At 67.7% G+C, this 19,011-nt stretch carries 21 protein-coding genes; 14 read left to right on the plus strand and 7 right to left on the minus strand.

What is annotated here, in order from left to right; translation table 11 throughout:
* The first annotated feature begins 22 nt into the window (after nt 1-22).
* The 5 genes from rnr (at nt 23) to BBX35_RS03385 (ending at nt 5,119) form a co-directional block, all read left to right on the plus strand.
* Nucleotides 23-2,275, plus strand: a complete 2,253-nt coding sequence (gene rnr / locus BBX35_RS03365) for a ribonuclease R (protein ID WP_067218146.1) — start codon at nt 23-25, stop codon at nt 2,273-2,275.
* Nucleotides 2,272-2,757, plus strand: a complete 486-nt coding sequence (locus BBX35_RS03370) for a DUF983 domain-containing protein (RefSeq protein WP_067216007.1) — start codon at nt 2,272-2,274, stop codon at nt 2,755-2,757. Before rnr ends, BBX35_RS03370 begins: the two co-directional genes overlap by 4 nt.
* On the plus strand, nt 2,754-3,497 hold the full coding sequence (locus BBX35_RS03375; protein ID WP_067216009.1) for an NUDIX hydrolase: 744 nt from the start codon (nt 2,754-2,756) through the stop codon (nt 3,495-3,497). Before BBX35_RS03370 ends, BBX35_RS03375 begins: the two co-directional genes overlap by 4 nt.
* A 170-nt stretch (nt 3,498-3,667) precedes the next feature.
* A complete protein-coding gene (gene rpmG, locus BBX35_RS03380; RefSeq protein ID WP_067216011.1) occupies nt 3,668-3,835 on the plus strand; it encodes a 50S ribosomal protein L33 in 168 nt (55 codons plus the stop codon).
* 639 nt (nt 3,836-4,474) lie between these two features.
* Entirely contained in the window at nt 4,475-5,119 is a 645-nt protein-coding gene (locus tag BBX35_RS03385) for a DUF2799 domain-containing protein (protein WP_067216013.1), read from the plus strand.
* A gap of 31 nt (nt 5,120-5,150) precedes the next feature.
* Here the strand turns inward: BBX35_RS03385 and BBX35_RS03390 are convergent, their stop codons facing one another.
* Complete coding sequence (locus BBX35_RS03390) at nt 5,151-6,584, minus strand: PleD family two-component system response regulator (RefSeq protein WP_067216016.1); 1,434 nt, start codon at nt 6,582-6,584, stop codon at nt 5,151-5,153.
* 29 nt (nt 6,585-6,613) lie between these two features.
* The gene (locus BBX35_RS03395; protein ID WP_067216017.1) at nt 6,614-6,982 is read right to left on the minus strand and encodes a response regulator; all 369 of its coding nucleotides are present in this window, start codon (nt 6,980-6,982) and stop codon (nt 6,614-6,616) included.
* A gap of 154 nt (nt 6,983-7,136) precedes the next feature.
* On the opposite strand from BBX35_RS03395, the gene BBX35_RS03400 reads away from it, so the two are divergent.
* From BBX35_RS03400 to BBX35_RS03410, 3 genes are read left to right on the plus strand one after another with little or no spacing between them, the layout of a single operon-like run.
* Nucleotides 7,137-7,454 (plus strand): DUF3572 domain-containing protein, encoded by a 318-nt coding sequence (locus BBX35_RS03400; RefSeq protein ID WP_067216020.1) that lies wholly within the window; start codon nt 7,137-7,139, stop codon nt 7,452-7,454.
* Nucleotides 7,451-8,131 carry a hypothetical protein gene (locus BBX35_RS03405; RefSeq protein WP_088946033.1) on the plus strand — a complete coding sequence of 227 codons (681 nt, stop codon included), beginning with the start codon at nt 7,451-7,453 and terminating at the stop codon, nt 8,129-8,131. Before BBX35_RS03400 ends, BBX35_RS03405 begins: the two co-directional genes overlap by 4 nt.
* 38 nt (nt 8,132-8,169) lie before the next feature.
* Nucleotides 8,170-9,528, plus strand: a complete 1,359-nt coding sequence (locus tag BBX35_RS03410; protein ID WP_083206000.1) for a DNA polymerase IV — start codon at nt 8,170-8,172, stop codon at nt 9,526-9,528.
* A gap of 12 nt (nt 9,529-9,540) precedes the next feature.
* Here the strand turns inward: BBX35_RS03410 and BBX35_RS03415 are convergent, their stop codons facing one another.
* Nucleotides 9,541-10,269: a GntR family transcriptional regulator gene (locus BBX35_RS03415; RefSeq protein ID WP_083206001.1), complete on the minus strand. Its 729-nt coding sequence runs from the start codon at nt 10,267-10,269 to the stop codon at nt 9,541-9,543.
* A 248-nt stretch (nt 10,270-10,517) separates the two neighbouring features.
* Here BBX35_RS03415 and BBX35_RS03420 point away from each other — a divergent pair, with 248 nt between their 5' ends.
* Both BBX35_RS03420 and BBX35_RS03425 read left to right on the plus strand, forming a co-directional pair.
* Nucleotides 10,518-11,498 carry a glycosylasparaginase gene (locus BBX35_RS03420; RefSeq protein ID WP_067216025.1) on the plus strand — a complete coding sequence of 327 codons (981 nt, stop codon included), beginning with the start codon at nt 10,518-10,520 and terminating at the stop codon, nt 11,496-11,498.
* 90 nt (nt 11,499-11,588) lie between these two features.
* Entirely contained in the window at nt 11,589-12,617 is a 1,029-nt protein-coding gene (locus BBX35_RS03425) for an amino acid ABC transporter substrate-binding protein (protein ID WP_067216028.1), read from the plus strand.
* 72 nt (nt 12,618-12,689) lie between these two features.
* On the opposite strand, the gene BBX35_RS03430 is transcribed toward BBX35_RS03425, so the two are convergent.
* Nucleotides 12,690-13,544: a cell envelope integrity EipB family protein gene (locus BBX35_RS03430; protein WP_067216031.1), complete on the minus strand. Its 855-nt coding sequence runs from the start codon at nt 13,542-13,544 to the stop codon at nt 12,690-12,692.
* Between the two features lie 195 nt (nt 13,545-13,739).
* On the opposite strand from BBX35_RS03430, the gene BBX35_RS03435 reads away from it, so the two are divergent.
* The 4 genes from BBX35_RS03435 (at nt 13,740) to BBX35_RS03450 (ending at nt 17,016) form a co-directional block, all read left to right on the plus strand.
* A complete protein-coding gene (locus BBX35_RS03435; RefSeq protein ID WP_067216033.1) occupies nt 13,740-14,204 on the plus strand; it encodes a RidA family protein in 465 nt (154 codons plus the stop codon).
* A 27-nt stretch (nt 14,205-14,231) separates the two neighbouring features.
* Nucleotides 14,232-15,002, plus strand: coding sequence for a glycerophosphodiester phosphodiesterase family protein (locus BBX35_RS03440; RefSeq protein WP_067216035.1), 771 nt, complete (start codon nt 14,232-14,234; stop codon nt 15,000-15,002).
* A gap of 111 nt (nt 15,003-15,113) precedes the next feature.
* Nucleotides 15,114-16,373, plus strand: a complete 1,260-nt coding sequence (locus BBX35_RS03445) for a GNAT family N-acetyltransferase (RefSeq protein WP_067216037.1) — start codon at nt 15,114-15,116, stop codon at nt 16,371-16,373.
* Nucleotides 16,374-16,587: 214 nt separating this feature from the next.
* The gene (locus BBX35_RS03450) at nt 16,588-17,016 is read left to right on the plus strand and encodes an HIT family protein (RefSeq protein WP_067218153.1); all 429 of its coding nucleotides are present in this window, start codon (nt 16,588-16,590) and stop codon (nt 17,014-17,016) included.
* 15 nt (nt 17,017-17,031) lie between these two features.
* Here BBX35_RS03450 and BBX35_RS03455 read toward each other — a convergent pair whose 3' ends face one another.
* From BBX35_RS03455 to BBX35_RS03465, 3 genes are all read right to left on the minus strand, one after another.
* The gene (locus BBX35_RS03455) at nt 17,032-17,694 is read right to left on the minus strand and encodes a glutathione S-transferase family protein (RefSeq protein WP_067216040.1); all 663 of its coding nucleotides are present in this window, start codon (nt 17,692-17,694) and stop codon (nt 17,032-17,034) included.
* A 116-nt stretch (nt 17,695-17,810) separates the two neighbouring features.
* A complete protein-coding gene (locus tag BBX35_RS03460) occupies nt 17,811-18,161 on the minus strand; it encodes an AzlD domain-containing protein (protein ID WP_067216042.1) in 351 nt (116 codons plus the stop codon).
* Nucleotides 18,158-18,934 (minus strand): AzlC family ABC transporter permease, encoded by a 777-nt coding sequence (locus BBX35_RS03465; RefSeq protein WP_083206002.1) that lies wholly within the window; start codon nt 18,932-18,934, stop codon nt 18,158-18,160. Before BBX35_RS03465 ends, BBX35_RS03460 begins: the two co-directional genes overlap by 4 nt.
* Nucleotides 18,935-19,011 lie beyond the last annotated feature (77 nt).

Here is a 19,011-nt window from a genome sequence, read left to right on the forward strand (position 1 = left end):
GCTGCCGGGCCGCGACGAGATCATGGCCTTTCTCGCCGACAATCCCGGCATGGCCGGCAAGCGCGAGATCGCGCGGCATTTCGGCATCACGGGCGGTGCTCGCATCTACCTGAAGCGCCTGCTGCGCGAGATGGCCGACGACGGCCTGCTGGAAAAGCGGCAGAAGCGCCTCTCGCGCCCCGGCGATCTGCCGCCGGTGCTGGTGGTGCTGGTCACCGGCCGCGACAGCGACGGCGAGCTGCTGGCCGAGCCGGCCAGCTGGGACGACGAAGAGCACGGCAGCGCCCCGCGCATCCTGGTTCTGCCCGACCCGCGCAAGTCCGACATGCGCGCGCCCGGCCTCGGCGACCGGCTGCTGGTCCGCCTGACCGGCGATCCGGCCGGCGACGAGGCGACCCGCGCGGGCCGCATGATCAAGCTGCTGGACCGTCAGGCCTCGGGCGTGCTCGGCATCCTGCGCCAGGCGCGCGGGCGCACCTTCCTGGAGCCGATCGACCGCAAGCAGAAGGAACTCGAGATCGACACGAGCGATCTCAAGGGCGCGGAGGACGGCGACCTCGTCGGCGCGCAGGTCACCAAGGTCGGCCGCTACGGGCTGCCGCGCGGGCGCATCGTCCGCCGCATCGGCGCCATGCATTCGGAAATGGCGGTCTCCGAGATCGCCCTGCACACCCACGGCATTCCGCACGACTTCCCCGACCGGGTGATCGAGGCGGCGGAGAACGCCAAGCCGGCGACGATGTCGGGCCGCGAGGACTGGCGCAAGCTGCCGCTGATCACCATCGACCCGGCCGACGCCAAGGACCACGACGACGCCGTGCATGCGGTCGCCGACGAGGATCCGGCCAATGCGGGCGGCTATGTCGCCACCGTCGCCATCGCCGATGTCGCCTATTACGTGCGCCCGGGCGAACCGCTGGACCGCGAGGCGCATCTGCGCGGCAACTCGGTCTACTTCCCCGACCGGGTGATCCCGATGCTGCCCGAGGCGCTGTCCAACGGGCTGTGCTCGCTGAAGGAAGGCGAGGACCGCCCGGCCATGGCCGTGCGCATGGTCTTCGACAAGGACGGGCGCAAGCTCGGCCACAGCTTCCACCGGGTGATGATGCGCTCGGCGCTGAAGATCTCCTACGACAAGGCACAGGCCGCCATCGACGGTGAGCCGGGCATCGTCGCCGATGCGGTGCTGGAGGAGATCCTGAAGCCGCTCTGGGCCGCCTATGCGTGCCTGAAGCGCGGCCGCGAGGCGCGCGAGCCGCTGGATCTCGACCTGCCTGAGCGCAAGATCCGCCTGAAGCCGGACGGCACGGTGGACGGCGTCTACGTACCCAACCGCCTCGACGCGCACAAGCTGATCGAGGAGTTCATGATCCAGGCCAACGTGGCGGCGGCCGAGACGCTGGAGAAGCACGGCGTGCCGCTGCTCTACCGCGTCCACGACGCCTCGAGCCCGGAGAAGCTGGAAGCGCTGAAGGAGTTCCTGGGAACGCTCGGCATCCGCCTCGCCTCCGGCGGCGGCATCCGCCCGGCAGCGTTCAACGGCATCCTGAAGAAGGTCGAGGGAACGCCCGAGGCCGAACTGGTCAACCAGGTGATCCTGCGCAGCCAGGCGCAGGCGGAATACTCGCCGCAGAACATCGGCCATTTCGGCCTCAACCTGCGCCGCTACGCCCATTTCACCTCGCCGATCCGCCGCTATGCGGACCTGATCGTCCATCGCGGCCTGATCCGGGCGCTGAAGCTGGGCGACGACGGGCTGCCGGACGGGATGGAGGGCAAGCTGGAGATGATCGGCGCGGACGTCTCCGCCGCCGAGCGCCGGGCGATGCTGGCCGAACGCGACACCATCGACCGGCTGATCGCCCTGTGGCTGGCCGACCAGGTGGGCACCCGCTTCGCCGGGCGGATCTCCGGCGTGGTCAAGTCCGGCCTGTTCGTCCGCCTCGACGACACCGGCGCGGACGGCTTCGTGCCCGCCTCGACCATCGGCGACGATTATTATCATTACGACGAATCGTCGCATTCGATGAGCGGCCGAACCACAGGAGAAACCTTCTCTCTTGGGGATCGGGTGGAGGTTCGACTGGTCGAAGCGGCCCCTTACGCGGGGGCGCTGCGGTTTGAACTTTTGAGCGAAGGTCACTATCACAAGAGAAGGAGTGCGCGCGAACGCACCCTTGAGCGCAACCGCAAGCATAAAGGCGGCGGCGCGGGCCGCTCGGCCAAGCCGGGACATCCGTCGAAGGGGCGGCCATCGAAAGGACGGCGGAAATGACAGTCACCTATGCAGGCTCGCCCGAGCTGTCGGGCGCCATCACCACGAGCGCTCCGAACGCCAAGCCCAAGCGCGATGTCAGCCGCGCCATGATGTTCGGTGCAAAGGGACGCTGCCCGGCCTGCGGTTCCGGCCGCCTTTACGGCAAGTACCTGAAGGTGGAGCCGGTCTGCGCCTCGTGCGGCGAGGAGCTGCACCACCACCGCGCCGACGACGCCCCGCCCTATTTCACCATCTTCCTGGTCGGCCACGTTGTGCTGCCGATCGCGCTGGCGGTCGAGATGATGATGGTGCCGCCGATGTGGTTGCACACGGTGCTGTGGCTGCCGCTGATCGTGATCATGACGCTGGCCTGCCTGCCGCCGATCAAGGGCGCCTTGATCGGCCTGCAATGGGCCAACTACATGCACGGCTTCGACCCGAACGCCATCGGCGACGACGAGCCGGCCTACGACTTCGGTGGGGACGGCTCCCGCACATGAACGAGTTCCTGGTGCGCCGGTTGTCGGAAACCGAGCGGCAGATGAACAACCCCAACCTGCGGCCGAAGGATGCGGCAACGCTGCTCGTGCTCGACCGCAGGGAAGACGGGAATCACCGGGTGCTGATGGGCCGCCGCCACATGCGACACCGGTTCATGCCCGGCATGTTCGTCTTTCCCGGCGGCCGGGTCGACCCGGCCGACAGCCGCGTGCCGGTCGCCGGCGACTATCACCCCGGCGTTGCCGGCAAGCTGGTCCACGCGATGAAGGGGCCGAAGACGGATGCGCGCGCGCGCGCCTTCACCGTCGCCGCCGTGCGCGAGACCTACGAGGAGGCCGGCGTGCTGGTCGGCTCGCCGAGCGATCTTGCCTGGCAGGGCAGCGGCGACATGGCCGCGTTCTCCGACCGGCGCCTGTTGCCGGACCTGACGCCGATCCGCCTGATCGCCCGCGCGATCACCCCTCCCCGCCGGCCGCGCCGCTTCGACACTCGGTTTCTCGCCGTTTTCGCAGACGCCGTGGCCGACCGCCTGCCCTCGGGCACCGGTCCTTCGGGAGAGCTGGAGGACGTGCACTGGCTGACGCTGGAGGAGGCCAAGTCGCTGGAACTGCCGACGATCACGCTGACGATCATCGAGGAGCTGCAGGCGCGGCTTGCCGACGATCCCGAGCTCGATCCGGCGCATCCGGTGCCGTTCTACTACTGGCGCGGCAAGGGCTTCGTCCGCGAAGAGATCTGAGGCGCGCGGCAGTGCACGATACCTGGGACGGCTTGCGCCTTCCCGCTTGACTTTGGGCGCGCGGAACGTATGTTGCGCGCACAGTTTTCCAAGACTAACCGGTGGAGCGTCTTCTCCGAACAGACGGAGGCTCCGACGTATGGCCGGACACAAGTGCAAGGACAAGAACGATGGCCAAGGCGACCACCATCAAGATCAAGCTGCTGTCGACGGCTGACACCGGCTTCTTTTACGTGACCAAGAAGAACTCCCGCACCATGACCGAGAAGATGGTCCAGCGGAAGTACGACCCGGTCGCGAAGAAGCACGTCGAGTTCCGCGAAGCCAAGATCAAGTAAGATCTTGCGCCACCGCGCGACGGCTTTGCCGGCAAAGGCCCCTTCGGGGGCCTTTTTTGCGTTTCGGGCCCGGTGAGACAGCAGAAATGGTGATTCTGCCGGAATGCCGGAAACGGCAGGAGATGTGAGGGAACTTGGCGATCGGCGTCCCTGCCGGGACACGAGGAGGCCACTCCAAACCCGGGGGACGCCGATCGGGCCCACGGTGTCAGGAGATGCGGCGGACCTGAACTTTCCGTGGGTCATCCTGCTCGGCTGAACGCCGTGACGGCGAAACCGGCAAGATAACGGGGCGGCAACCCGAAGATCAGCCGCCGTCGATTGAAGCGAGAGTACCTGAAAGGCCCGCCGAATCAACACACTCGCCGGGATCGTTAAAAGTTTCTTTTCTTTTTATGTAAATAAGTTCGGTTAACAGCCCCCGCTCGAAACAATGTTGCGCAAGTTAACGTTGCCGTGATCGATTCGGCTGCTTGCGGCATCACCACGGACGCCCGGAAAGGCCCGATCGCACCCGTTTGGGTGGGCATCGCATCCGGTTGCGCAAGCCCCGCGCCGCCGCTAAGGAAAAGGCGCCGTTGGGGGGCGGCAGGAATGAGCCTTCCGTTCGGCCTCGTTTCAGCCAGACGGACGTGCCTCATGAGACAGTGCCTCACCGCTTTCCTTCTCGTCCTTGCCGCCGGCCTGCTCGCGGGCTGCGAGACGGTCTCCAAGGAACAATGCGTCGCCGGCGACTGGAGCGAGATCGGCCGCGCCCATGCCGCGCAGGGCTATCCCTCCTCCCGTTTCGACGACGTCATCAAGGATTGCGGCCGGCACGGCATCACCCCCGACCCGCAGGCCTATATGAGCGGCTGGGACCAGGGCGTGCAGCTCTATTGCACCCCGCTCAACGGCTTCAACCTCGGCCGCCAGAACACCAGCCTGTCGCCGATCTGCCCGCCGAACCTTGCCGGCGAGGCCGAGCGCGCGCACCGGCTCGGCAAGCGGATCTGGACCACGCGCGACAAGGTCACCCAGCTGGAGCGGCGCGTCGACGACCGCCAGCGCGAGATCGACCGCCTGCGCTCGGAACTGGACCGGATCGACTGCCGCGAGAAGAAGGGCGACGAGCGCGTGGCCTGCCGCGACCGGCAGAACGACCTGCGCCAGAGGGTGCAGGATGCGCGCTTCGAGATGCAGGATGCCCGCTTCGAGCTGAACGACCGCCGGCGCGACTACGAGCTGACGCTGGCGCAGGTGGACGAGGAAGCCCGCCGCACCATTCCGGGGTATCAGCAGTAGGTCCGGGCTGTCGGAAGACGGAAAAGCGGGGCTAGCGGCGACGCGCCGCAATGCCGGACGCGTTGCCGGGAAGGGGTATGGCAGCCCCCTCCCCGGCCTGCGACGCGCCGGCGTCCAGCGCGATGCGGTTACGCCCCTCGGCCTTGGCCCGGTAGAGCGCCTGGTCGGCGCGCTTCAGCATGGCCGTGCCGCTGTCGCCGCGTCCCTGGTAGGCGGCGACGCCGATGCTGACGGTGACCAGCATCTCGTCGGCCGACGGCAGGCGGAAGGGCTCCGCCTCGATCACCTTGCGCAGGCGCTCGGCGATGCCGGCCGCCCGCTCCAGATCGGTCTCCGGCATCAGCATGACGAATTCCTCGCCGCCGAAGCGGCAGGCGAGATCGAGGCTGCGGGTGTGCGAGCGCAGGCGCCGCGCCACGTCGCGGATCACCCCGTCGCCGGCATCGTGCCCGTGCAGGTCGTTGATCCGCTTGAAATGATCGATATCGACGAGCATCAGGGCCAGCGGCAGGCCGGCATCCGCCGCCTGTTGCAGCTCGCTCGCCAGATGGGTCTCCAGATAGCGCCGGTTGCGCAGGCCCGACAGCGGATCGGTGACCGCCATCGCCAGGGTCTGCTCCACATCGGCGGCCAGGCGGTCGATGGCCCGCTTGCGGCTGACCTGCGTGCGCACGCGGATCGCCAGCTCGGTCTTGTCGACGGGGCGGACCAGATGGTCGTTGACGCCGAGATCGAGTGCCCGCGTCACCCGCGCGGTGTCGTCGGCATCGGCGATCAGGACGATGGGCACCAGCCGCGTGCGATCGAGCGAGCGCAGCTGCGAGACGAGCCGCAGGGCGTCGTAGCCGGCAAGGCGCAGGTTGATCAGGATCGTGTCGTAGGCCCCGTTGGAGGCCGACAGCAGCGCCTGTGCGGCCGAGGGCTCCACCGCAACGTCGTAATCGCGCGAGAGCGCCGCGGCGAGCCGCTCGGCCGAGCCCGGGCGGTCGTCGACCACGAGAAGACTGGCGGGCGCTTCCCCCGCCGGATCGAAATCGCTGGAGAGGCCGAATTGCGAGCCGGTCTGGGCGCGCAGGCGCAGCTCGTCGGTCAGGCGCTTGAGGCCGATCAGGTTGCGCACCCGCGCCACCAGCGCGACGTCGTTGACCGGCTTGCTGAGGAATTCGTCGGCGCCGGCCCGCAATCCGCGGATGCGATCCTCGGAGCGGTCGAGCGCGGTGATCAGGACGACGGGAATATGGGCAAGGCGCGGGTCGGTCTTGATTCGCCGGCAAACCTCGAACCCGTCGAGACCGGGCATCATCACATCGAGCAGGACGATGTCGCAGGGCCAGTCGGCAAGAATCTCGAGCGCCTGCGCACCGCTGACGGCGGAACGAACCTCGAAATATTCGGCCCCCAGCCGCGCTTCCAGGAGCCTCACATTCGCCTTGACGTCGTCGACAACGAGAATGCGCCCGCTCATGCCCCCGCCTGTTGGCCCTCTTCCGTTGGTCAGTCGCCCAGATAGGAACGCACGGTTTCCAGGAACTTCGCGACCGAGATCGGCTTCGAGATATAGGCCTCGCAGCCGCCCTGGCGGATTCGCTCCTCATCGCCCTTCATCGCGAAGGCCGTGACGGCGATCACCGGGATGGTTTTGAGGTCGTCGTCTTCCTTGATCCATTTCGTGACTTCGAGCCCGGAGACCTCCGGCAGCTGGATATCCATGAGAATCAGCTGCGGACGATGCTCGCGCGCCAGCTCCAGCGCTTCCATCCCCGTGCGGGTCTGCAGCGTCTGGTAGCCATGGGCCTCAAGAAGATCATGAAACAGCTTCATGTTGAGTTCGTTATCCTCAACAATCAGCACGGTTTTAGCCATAGTATTCGCCTTCGTCCCCGCGCCCGGCCTTCCCGCGGCTCACGTCCGGCAGCTTGCAGCGCCGGCTTGGCGAGAGCGTGACTGGCGTCGGCCCCTTACCCACGATAGGTACCATATATCGTAGAGGGAATTCGTTTCGGAAAGGCAAACGCGAATGATCGCGCGGCATTCATCCCGGTTGGGGTCCGACGAGGCGGAGGCGATCGCCACCGACGCACTCGGATACCTCGCCTCCGACATGGAACATCTCGGCCGCTTTCTGGCGCTGGCCGGCATCGGTCCGGCGGACCTCAGGGACGCGGCGAGCGAGCCCGGCTTCCTGATCGGCGTGCTGGAGTTCTACATGGGCCACGAGGCGCTACTGCTGGCGTTCTGCGAGGCGCGCGGCCTGCGCCCGACCACCATCGCCACCGCCCGCCATGCGCTCGACACCGCCCATGGCGACGGCGCCTTCGCGGAGAACGGCGAATGAGCGCGCCGACGCCGGTGCTGCCGGCAACGCTGGAGCAGATCCGCCAGCTGCACGAAATGCACCCCGCGCAGCCCGGGCGCCCGCTCGTCATCTGCGACGTGGACGAAGTGGTGCTGCTGTTCCTCGCCCATCTGGAAGAGCATATGGGCCGCTCCGGCCACCGCTTCCTCAGCCACGAATACAAGCTGACCGGCAACATCGCAGATGCGGCCGGCACGCTGCTGGAGGCGACCGTGGTGCGGGCGCTGATCCAGGCCTTCTTCGACGAATGGGTCGAGCTGCAGAAGCCGGTGCCGGGTGCCGCCGACGCGCTGGCAAACCTTGCCGGGGCCGCCGACGTGGTGTTCCTCACCAACCTGCCGGGTGCCTGGAATCGCGAGGGGCGCATCCGCACGCTCACCAGCCATGGCATGGCCTATCCGCTGGTCACCAATTCCGGCCCCAAGGGCGGGGCCGTGGCAGCCCTTGCCGCCGGACGCAGCGCGCCGGTCGTCTTCATCGACGACAGCCCCTCGAACATCCGCTCGGTACGCGACAGCCACGCAGGCAGCACGCTGGTGCATTTCATCGCCGACCAGCGCTTCTTCGCCGGAGCGGAGGATATCGAGGGAACCGGCCTCAAGACCCATGACTGGCGAACGGCGACCACCTATATTCGGCAGGTGATCGGCGGCTGAGAGCCTACCCCGCCGCCGAACGACCGGAGCCGCGGGACATGTCGGGCGCAGTGCCTGTTGGGGGACGTATAGCGGGCGGCGGCGCCGAGGCGGCCCGCCGTGCCGGCACCGTCCTGTGCCGCGACTGCCTGAGCCGGGCGCCGGCGGCGATGCGCGGCACCTCCCTGCGCTGCCGCGCCTGCGGCAGCCCGCGGGTGCTCTCCCACCCCGAACTCGACAGCCTCTCCATCGCCCATATCGACTGCGACGCGTTCTACGCCTCGGTGGAAAAGCGCGACAACCCGTCGCTGACCGACCGGCCGCTGATCATCGGCGGCGGCACGCGCGGCGTCGTCTCGACCTGCTGCTACATCGCCCGGATCAGCGGCGTGCGCTCGGCCATGCCGATGTTCAAGGCGCGCGAGCTGTGCCCCGACGCGGTGGTGATCAAGCCCGACATGGCGAAATACGTGCGCGTCGGCCGCGACATCCGCGAGCGCATGCGGGCACTGACGCCCCTGGTCGAGCCGCTGTCCATCGACGAGGCGTTTCTCGACCTGACCGGGACGGAACGGCTGCACCACGCGACCCCGGCGGAATCGCTCGCCCGCTTCGCCCGCTCCATCGAGGAAGAGGTCGGCGTCACCGTGTCCGTCGGCCTTGCGCCCAACAAGTTCCTGGCCAAGATCGCCTCCGATCTCGACAAGCCGCGCGGCTTCTCGGTGATCGGCGCGGCCGAGGCGGTGAGCTTCCTCGCCGAGCAGAAGATCGGGCTGATCTGGGGCGTCGGCAAGGTGTTCCAGCAAAAGCTCGCCGCAGACGGGCTGACCACCATCGGCCAGCTGCAGAAGATGGAGGCGGTCGACCTCGCTCGCCGCTACGGCGCGATGGGGCTGCGGCTCGCCAGCCTTGCCCATGGCCGCGACGACCGCCCCGTCTCGGCGCATCGCGAGACCAAGAGCGTGTCGAGCGAGACGACCTTCGACACCGACATTTCCGATCTTGGGCGGCTGCGCGCCATCCTGCGGCGCCTTGCGGAAGAGGTCTCGACGCGGCTGAAGGCGGCGGATCTTGCCGGGCGCACGGTGACGCTGAAGCTGAAGACGCCGGACTTCCGCATCATCACCCGCTCGCGCAGCCTTGCCGACCCGACCCAGCTTGCCGACCGGATCTTCCGGACCGGCGAGGACCTGCTGAAGGCCGCCGCGGAAGGAAAGCGCTTCCGCCTGATCGGCATCGGCGTGTCGGAACTGACGGACGGCACCCGCGCCGACCCGGACGATCTGGTGGATCCGGTCGCCGGCCAGCGCGCCCGGGCCGAGCGCGCCGTCGACGCGCTGCGGTCGAAATTCGGAAAACAGGCGGTGGAGCTCGGCCTCACCAAGGCCGGCGACCCGCGCCGGCAGCGCGACCGCTAGCGGCAAAAGGCCTTACCGGGCCTCCTCGTCCGCAGCTTCCTTCTGGCGCAGCGCCTTCAGCCGGGAAATCAGCGTCCGCGCGCCGAGCAGGATATGCGTCGTCAGATGCTCGCGGGCGGCGGCGACGTCGCCCTTGCGGCACAGCTCGACCAGCATCCGGTGCTCGCGGCTCATCCGCTCGCGCCCGCCGGTCAGACGGATCGGCAAGGGGAAGTGCCGGTAGGCGTTGCGATAGAGCTTGTGCACCAGCTCCAGCGTGCGCGGCCGGTTCGCCGGCGCATAGAGCGCCGCGTGAAAGCGCCAGTTGAGATCAGACCAGGTCTCGTCGCGCGGATCGCTCTCCATCTCCGCCACCAGTGCTTCGGCGCGCGCATAGTCCTTCTCGCTGAGGATCGGCATCGCCTGCTCCAGCAGCCAGCCTTCGAGCTGGGCGCGGATCTCGTAGGTTTCTTCCAGGTCGTCGACCGAAAGCCCCGAGACCACCGCGCCCTTGTGGGTGACCAGCGTCACCAGCCCCTCGGCCTCCAGCTGGTGCAGCGCCTCGCGCACCGGCACGCGGCTGACACCGAGCTCGCTCGCCAGCTTCTCCTGCCGCAGCTGCGCCCCCTCCGGCAGGGCACCGCTCAGGATGCGCTCGCGCAGCCGGTCGACCACATGGGCGCTCGTCGTCTTGCGGCGCCCGGCCGGGGCTTCGCCCGATGCGCCCCCCGTTACGGTCCCTGATGCTGCAGTCGATGTCATCGGCAGAACGCGCCTCTGTTGCGGTGTCGATCGGGCAAGGCATAGCCCGTCGCCCGCCGCGATGATAGCAGCGTTTCGCCCTCGAAAAAATTGAATCCAATTATTCTGAGAATATGCCATATTGGCATCGGAGAATTTAGATGATAGCGGTGAATTCCGCAAAAAACTGCGGAAATATGCCACAATCCGCCTCTAGAAATTGGATTCAATATGAGAACGACAAGCTCCCATACACAGGCCCGACCGGCATGATCGTCGTCTCCAACAACGAAGGCGGCTGCGGTATTCCGGCAACGGCGCAGATGCTGGCGGACGGGCGCGCCGCCCTCGACGCGCTGGAGGTGGGCCTGCGCCTGGTCGAGGCGGACGAGAGCGTGCGCACCGTCGGACGCGGCGGCTGGCCGAACCTGCTCGGCACCGTCGAGCTGGACGCCTCGGTCATGGACGGAACGACGTTCCGCACCGGCGCGGTGGGGGCCATCACCGGCTTCCTGCATCCGGTCAGCATCGCCCGGCAGGTGATGGAACAGCTGCCGCACGAGTTCCTGGTCGGCGAAGGCGCGATGCGCTTTGCCCGCGAGATCGGCGCGGAGGCCGGCGAACTCCTGATGCCGCACGCGGAAAACGCCTGGAACCGCTGGTTCGCCACCGAGGTCGACGAGGCCGACCGCAGAAACTGGCCGAACGTCCCCATGCGCGAGCTGTGCAAGCAGGCGATCGACCCGGAGCTCGGCCGCGACACGACGGTGTTTCTGGGCCAGGACAGCAACCGCAACATCGCGGCGGCGACCAGCACCTCAGGCTGGGGCTGGAAATATCCCGGGCGCCTGGGCGACAGCCCGATCATCGGCGCCGGCTCCTACGCCGACAGCCGCTACGGCGCCTGCGCCTGTACCGGCGTCGGCGAGATGAGCATCCGGGCCGGAACGTCGCGGGCCGTCGTCCTCTACATGAAGATGGGAATGAGCGTCGCCGACGCCGTCTACGAAGCGGTGGAGGACATGCGCCGGCTGGTCGGCGGGCTGGTCGGGCGCGTCACCATCCACGCCATCGACGCGCAGGGAGGTCACAAGGTCGTCGCGGTCAACGGACTGCCCGAGAACCACTACTGGATCTGGCGCGAGGGCGACGCCGCCCCCCATGCCGAGCCGGCGGAAATCATCCCCATCAGCGACGACCCGACACCGAGGCCAACGGCGCATGGCCGCTACGAGGTCATGGACCTGTAGCGCGCCGCCAGCGGAAGGGGCGCGGGCCGACCCGCCCCCATGAACTGAAGCACGTGAACTGAAGAAGACGACCCAACCGGAGAACATGGAATGGCATCAACAGGCATCAGGCTGGCTTTGGCCGCAGTGGCGGGAACGCTGCTGCTCGGAACCCCCGCACTGGCGAAGGGCACGCTCGACATCGTCAAGGAGCGCGGGCGTCTGGTCTGCGGAACCAGCACCGGCATCGCCGGCTTCAGCATGGCCGACGACAAGGGCGAGTGGACGGGCCTCGACGTCGACGTCTGCCGCGCGCTGGCGGCAGCGATCTTCGACGACCCGCAGAAGGCGGATTTCGTGCCGCTGTCGAGCAAGGACCGCCTCGTCGCGCTGCAGACCGGCGAGATCGACGTGCTGCCGCGCACCACGACCTGGACGCTCGGCCGCGATGCCGGCATCGGCCTCGACTTCACCGCCGTCAACTACTACGACGGCCAGGGCTTCCAGGTGCGCCGCGACCTCGGCGTGGAATCGATCCGCGAGCTGAACGGCGCCTCGATCTGCACCGTGCAGGGCACCACCAACGAGCTGAACCTGGCCGACTATTTCCGCGTCAACAACATGGACTACCAGCTCGTCACCTTCCAGAGCATCGACGACACGGTGAAGGCCTATGAGAGCAAGCGCTGCGACGCGCTGACGACCGACATGTCGCAGCTCGTCTCCTACCGCCTGAAGATGGCCGAGCCGGACGCGCACATGCTGCTGCCCGGTGTCATCTCGAAGGAGCCGCTCGGCCCCTATGTCCGCCAGGGCGACGACGAGTGGTTCGACATCGTCCGCTGGACGGTCTTCGCGATGGTCAATGCCGAGGAGCTCGGTGTCACCAAGGCCAATGTCGACGAGCTTGCCGCCAACAGCGACAACCCGGAGATCCGCCGCCTGCTCGGCCTCGACGGCGAGTTCGGCAAGACGCTCGGCCTGACCAACGACTGGGTCGCCCGGATCGTCCGCCATGTCGGCAATTACGGCGAGTCCTTCGACCGGAACCTGGGCACCGGCAGCCCGATGCAGCTGCCGCGCGGCGTCAATGCGCTATGGTCGCAGGGCGGCATCCAGTTCGCCCCGCCGATCCGTTGATCCACCGTTGATCGACCACTGATCTGAGGGTGCGGACGGGCCCACCTGCCCGCACCCGTCTTGCCTGAAAACCTATTGCTTGCACTCGCTCGCCGTCATCTTCGTCATCTCGACGAGGTTTCCGCGCAGCTCGAAGTCGCCGTAGTCCAGCACCAGCCGGCGGCTGACGCCGTTGTCGTAGAGCAGGAAGCTGAGCTGGTAGATCGGCGTGCGCTCGCCGCCGTCGCCCTTGGTCTCGTCGAAATAGGAAATCGTCACCGGCCAGTGGGCGCTCGCGCCGATCTTGCCGACGGCGGCCTCCGCATCGCGCCCGACATCGCCGGCGCCCTCGCGGCGAGGACCGATCACCGCCGTGGTCTCGTAGACCTTCTCGCCGGTTTCCGAGCCGTCGAAGAGGTCGGCGACGAAGATCGTCTCCCCTTCCTGCGCCCGGCCAAGCAACGTGATCAGGTGCTCCGTCGGGAACAGGACCTTGCGCTTCAGCGCGACCTGGTTCTCCTTCGGCTTCTTCACGTCGATATCGATGCCGCCATCCGTCCGCTCGGCCCGGCCTTGCGTCTCTTCACCGAGCTGCTGGTTGATGAAGGTCTTGGAGACGAACTGGAAGCTCTTGCCCGCCGGCTCCTCGAAGGAACTGGTCTGCAGGTCGGTGACGCGGGTGTTGCCGCTTTCGTCCGCAACCTGGGTGACGAAGCGGAACGCGACGCTGTAGCCCTCGCAGGCATTGCCCGTGAACTCGTAGACCATGCGCCCGCGGACGGCCGTCATGCCTGCGGCCTCCGCGCTGTCGGTCAGTCCGAGGTCGTAGACGGCGCGGTGCGGCTGCAGCTGAATGCCGGCAAGGGCCGCCTCGGGTGCGCCGGCAATCGCCAGCAGGACGCCGAGCCCGGTCGTGGCGAGCGGGCGCGTCCAGTGGGAGTGATACATGTAGTCTGTCTCCTTGGAGCAATCCGAGGCCCTACTCTTGCCCATCCGGCGCGCGCGGACCAGACCCATTCGCCATGGGCCGGCGGACGGCCCTGCGATCATCCACCCGTTTCTCCCGCGCGCGCCCGGCAGGCGGCTTGATGCCTCCCCGGATTTGGGCCAATGTCGCGGCCGACAATCCAAAGGAGGACCGCAATGCCGGGTCAGATCGAGGCACGTATCGCCGAACTGGGCATCACCCTTCCGCAGGCGGCAGCGCCGGCGGCCAACTATGTGCCCTTCGTGCGCACGGGCAACCAGCTGTTCATCTCCGGCCAGATCCCGATGGGGCCGGACGGCATCCAGTTCCAGGGCAAGCTCGGCGCCGGCACCTCGATCGAGGACGGCCAGGCCGCCGCCCGCCTTTGCGCGATCAACCTTCTGGCCCAGGCCAAGGCCGCGCTCGGCGACCTCGACAAGGTCGTGCGCCTCGTCAAGATCGTCGGCTTCGTCAACTCCGCTCCCGACTTCGGCGACCAGCCGAAGGTGATGAACGGCGCTTCCGACTTCCTCGTCGAGGCGCTCGGCGACCGTGGCCGCCATGCCCGTTCGGCTGTCGGCGTTGCCGGCCTGCCCTTCGGCGTGGCCGTCGAGGTCGAGGCGGTCTTCGAGGTCGAGTAAGACGGCAAAGGGACGGCGGACACCACGATGCGTGACATTTCCTGGCTGACCAGCCGTCCCATCGCCCATCGCGGCTATCACGACAAGTCGCGCGGCTGCCTCGAGAACAGCCAGAGCGCCGTTCAGGCAGCCGTCGACAAGGGCTTTGCCATCGAGGTCGACCTGCAGCAGAGCGCCGACGACGTGCCCATCGTCTTTCATGACGACACGCTCGACCGGCTGACCTTCGAAAGTGGTCCCGTGCGCCAGCGCAGCGCCGCCGAACTGACCGGCATCGCCTTGCGCGGCACCGACGACCGGCTGTGGACGCTGGACGACCTGCTCGACCAGGTGGGCGGCAAGGCCGGCCTTTGCATCGAGATCAAGTCCCGCTTCGGCCGCACGCCGGAGCGCGCCTTCATCGCCTCCATCGCCGCGAGCCTTGCCCGCTATTCGGGCCCGGTCGCAGTGAAGTCCTTCGACCCGGAAATGCTGGCCCTGATGCGCGAGGCCGCCCCCGACATTCCGCGCGGCGCGCTCGGCGACGGTGCCCGCGACCTGAAGGAATGGGGCCGCGCCAGCCGCGTCGAGCGCTTCGCCCTGCGCCACATGCTGCACAGCGTCCGCACCCGGCCGAGCTTCGTCTCCTACTGGGTGAAGGACCTGCCCGCGCTGGCTCCGACCATCCTGCGCAAGGCCTTCGGCCTGCCGCTGATCGCCTGGACGGTCCGCACGCCGGAGGATCTTGCCCGCGCCCGCGCCTTCGCCGACCAGATCGTCTTCGAAGGCTTCGACCCGGACGCTAAACCTTCCTCCTAGCGAGCCGCCTTTGCAGGAAGCGTGCAGCGCACTAGATGTGAGGGACGAGTTCCCCACCCGGCCGGCAGCGCTCCCTCCCGCGCGGGCCGCAAGCGTTGAAGGCCTGCCCGAGTGACCGCAAGCGACGAAGACACCCGCGCGTTCCGCCTGAAGGCGATCGGCGGGCTCTCCGACATCCCGCGCCAGGAGTGGGACGCGCTGGCCAATCCCGGCTGGCGGCTGGATCCGGGCGGCAAGCTGTCGCCCGCCCCGCTTGAATCAAAATCTGCGGACGCTGAATCGGTTTCTCCGCAGACCACCTTCAACCCCTTCATATCGCACGACTTCCTGTCGATCCTGGAAGAGGCCGGCTGCGTCGGACGCCGCGCCGGCTGGCTGCCCCAGCACCTGATCCTGGAAGATCCGGACGGGCGCGCCGTCGCGGCCCTGCCCTGCTATCTGAAGTCCCACTCGATGGGCGAATACGTCTTCGACCATGCCTGGGCCGATGCCTATGAGCGCGCCGGCGGCAGCTACTATCCCAAGCTCCAGTGCTCGGTGCCTTTCACCCCGGCGACCGGCCGGCGCTTCCTGACCGGACCGGACATCGACCGACAGGCCGCCATCGCCGCGCTGGCGCAGGGGTTGCAGGACCTTTGCGCGCTGCGCGAGGCCTCCTCCGCACACATCACCTTCATGGAGGAGGAAGAATGGGACGCGGCGGGCGAGCACGGCTACCTGCTGCGCACCGACCAGCAGTTCCACTGGGAGAACCGGAACTATTCCGACTTCGAGGGCTTTCTCGGCGATCTCGCCTCGCGCAAGCGCAAGCAGATCCGCAAGGAGCGGCGTGAGGCGGTGGCGGCCGGCATCGAGATCGAGCGGCTGACGGGCAAGGACCTCACGGAAGCGCATTGGGACGCCTTCCACGACTTCTACGAGGACACGGGCGCACGCAAGTGGGGCCGCCCCTATCTCAACCGCCGCTTCTTCTCGCTGCTCGGCGAGCGGCTGGGCGAGCGGGTGCTGCTGGTGATGGCCAGGCGCGAGGGGCGCTACATCGCCGGCGCGCTGAACCTCGTCGGCTCGCATGCGCTGTTCGGGCGCAACTGGGGCTGCATCGAGGAGCACCCGTTCCTGCATTTCGAGGTCTGCTACTACCAGGCCATCGACCATGCCATCGAGCAAGGCCTGCCCCGCGTGGAAGCCGGCGCGCAAGGCGCGCACAAGCTCGCGCGCGGCTATCTGCCGAGCCTGACGCGCTCCGCCCATTACATCGCGCATCCCGGATTGCGCGACGCGGTCGCCGACTATCTGGAGCGCGAGCGCCGGGCGGTGGAGCAGGAAGGCGCCTATATCCGCGACGAGCATTCGCCTTTCAGGAAAGCCTGAAGACCTCGCTCCATCTGATTCTATCGACTCGCCTTTTCGCCGTCATTGAATCGATATGCGAAGACCGCCCGAACGGCTTTGCAGCCGCCCCAAGCCGCCGTTGAATCGATTTCTCAGCTTGAATCTGATTCTGAACTTGAACCCCGACGGCGGCTATGCTGCCAAGGAACACCCAAGTTCGCCTGTTCGGCCCTTACCGGAGAAAGCCATGCCGATCGAAGCTGCCGCCTATGACGACCAGAATGTCTTCGCCAAGATCCTGCGCGGCGAGCTGCCCGCCCAGAAGGTGTACGAGGACGACAAGACCCTCGTCATCATGGACATCATGCCGCGCGGCGACGGCCATGTGCTGGTGATTCCGAAGACCCCGTCCCGCAATATCCTCGACATTGCCGAAGACGACCTTAACGCGGTGATGAAGACCGTGCAGACGATGGCGCATGCGGTGGTGCGCGCCTTCGACGCCGACGGCACCACCATCCAGCAGTTTTCGGAAAGCGCGGGCGGACAGGTGGTGTTCCACACCCATGTCCATGTCATCCCGCGCTTTGCCGGTGTCTCGCTGCGCCCGCACACGGGCGAGATGGCCGACCAGGCGGTGCTGGCGGCCAATGCGGACAAGATCCGCGCCGCCCTCGCCTGATCGGGCAGGCCGCGCCTAGTTGCCGCCGCTCGCCTTCGCAGCGGCGGCCTCATGCTCGGCGTCGAGCCGGCCCTCGTCCTGGAAGACGTGCTGGAAGCTCGGCCGGGACGTGATGCGCTCGGCATACTCGGTGAAGACCGGCAGGTCCGGCACCAGCTTGAACATCAGCGTCCAGCGCAGCGCAGCGCCCCAGTGAATGTCGGCGAGGGTGATCTCGTCGCCGAGAAGATACGGCGCCTTGCCGAGCTGCTCGGCGAGGGTCTCCATCACCTTGTCGTAGGTGCCATAGGACGACTGCGGGCCGGGATCGTGGCCGAGAACCTTGTCCATCAGCGCCGGCTCGAAGCAGGCCGCATAGAACACCATCCAGCGCAGATAGGCGCCGCGGCGCGGATCGCCGATGGCCGGCGTCAGCCCGGCCTGCGGGAAGAGGTCGCCGGCATACAGCGCAATTGCGACGGACTCGGTCACCACCGTGTCGCCATGGGTCAGCGCCGGCACCTTGCCGAGCGGATTGATCGCCAGGTAGTCGGGCGACTTGAGCTCGCCGCCGCGCATGTTCAGCACATGAAGATCGTAAGGCGCGCCGAGCTCGTCGAGCAGCACGCGGGTGGTGCTGGCGCGGCTGCGGGGCGCGTAGTGGAGGGTGAGCTTGTCGGCGGAACCTGTGTCGGACATGGGATCTCTCCTTGGGGCCGGACCGGCGGCGCGCCATCGCGCCGTCGCTGGTGTGGATTAGCAGCCCCCTGCTGACAGCCTCGTGTCAGCAGCCCATCCTGTCAGGCGCGTTGTCCTCAGCCAAGACCGAGAAGCAGCCAGCCGCCGATCAGTACGACCTCGCCGACAGCGACGCCGATCACCACCTTCTGCCGCGAAGCGAAGAAGGCGGCAAAACCGCAGGCCGCCGCGACGATGCGCAGCATCACCGGCGCGCTCTGCAGGGCGCCGGCGGGAAACAGGATCAGCTTGGCGATCACGCCGGCGACCAGGGCCGTCGCGATGGAACGCACGAAGATCATCACCTCGCTGTCTTCGCGCAGCTTGCCGCTGGCGAAGACGCCGAGCCAGCGCCAGATGTCCGTGGCGAGCCAGCCGGCCACCACGATCATCACATAGGGCCACCACCAGGCATCGGCAGCACTCATCGCAGCCCCCTCCGCGCGATCCGCGTGCCGACATAGGCGAGCGTGCCGCCGACCAGACCGGTCCAGAGCAGGTCGAGCCCCGGCATGTAGAGATGGAACAGCGGGCCCAGAACGAGGCCGATGGCCATCGCCGCCTTGTCGGCGGAAATGCGTGCCGCACCCCACAGGGAGCACAGGAAGTAGACCGGCGTCAGCATGAACAGCGCGGCCGAGGGCAGCAGCGGCATGTCGTCGATCAGCACATAGGCAGCGCCCGTCATGCAGAAGACGAAAATGGTCAGGCTGGCGCCGAAGCCGAGGAAGAACGGCAGCCGCGCCTCGCGCGGGTGCTCCTCCAGATAGCGCATCGCCCAGACCCAGGCGGTGACGGCGACGAAATGCGAGGCGGCCAGCAGCTGCCAGCGCCGCGTCTTGCCCTCCACCCGCAGCACCGGCATCAGCGCCATGGTCATCGGCATCAGGCGAACGGAAGCGAGCGCAACGGCGATGGCGGCCGGCACAAGGCCCATGCCGGCGGTGATCGCGCCGGTGAGCACGACGACGCTCGGCAGCGCCCAGACGAAGCCGACCATGGCCAGCGTCTCGCCGAGCGTGAAGCCGCTCTCGCGGGCAAGGCCGGCATAACCGACGAACGCCGCGGCAAGGATGAGCGCAGGGATGGAAACTGCCGCCCGGACCCCGCGCAGCACCCACACGCGCGACGGCAGCTGCGTGCTGCCGTCCGGCTGGTGCTCCGGCAAAGGTTCTGGCGATGCGGACGGGGGCGTCGGCATGAAACGAGACCGCAAGACTTGGCGCCGGCTCCGGGAGGGGAGCGGCAAGGAGAGTATCCCTACCTAGCAGGTTGCCG

It is taken from the genome of Stappia indica (assembly GCF_001696535.1).
GTDB classification, from domain to species: domain Bacteria; phylum Pseudomonadota; class Alphaproteobacteria; order Rhizobiales; family Stappiaceae; genus Stappia; species Stappia indica.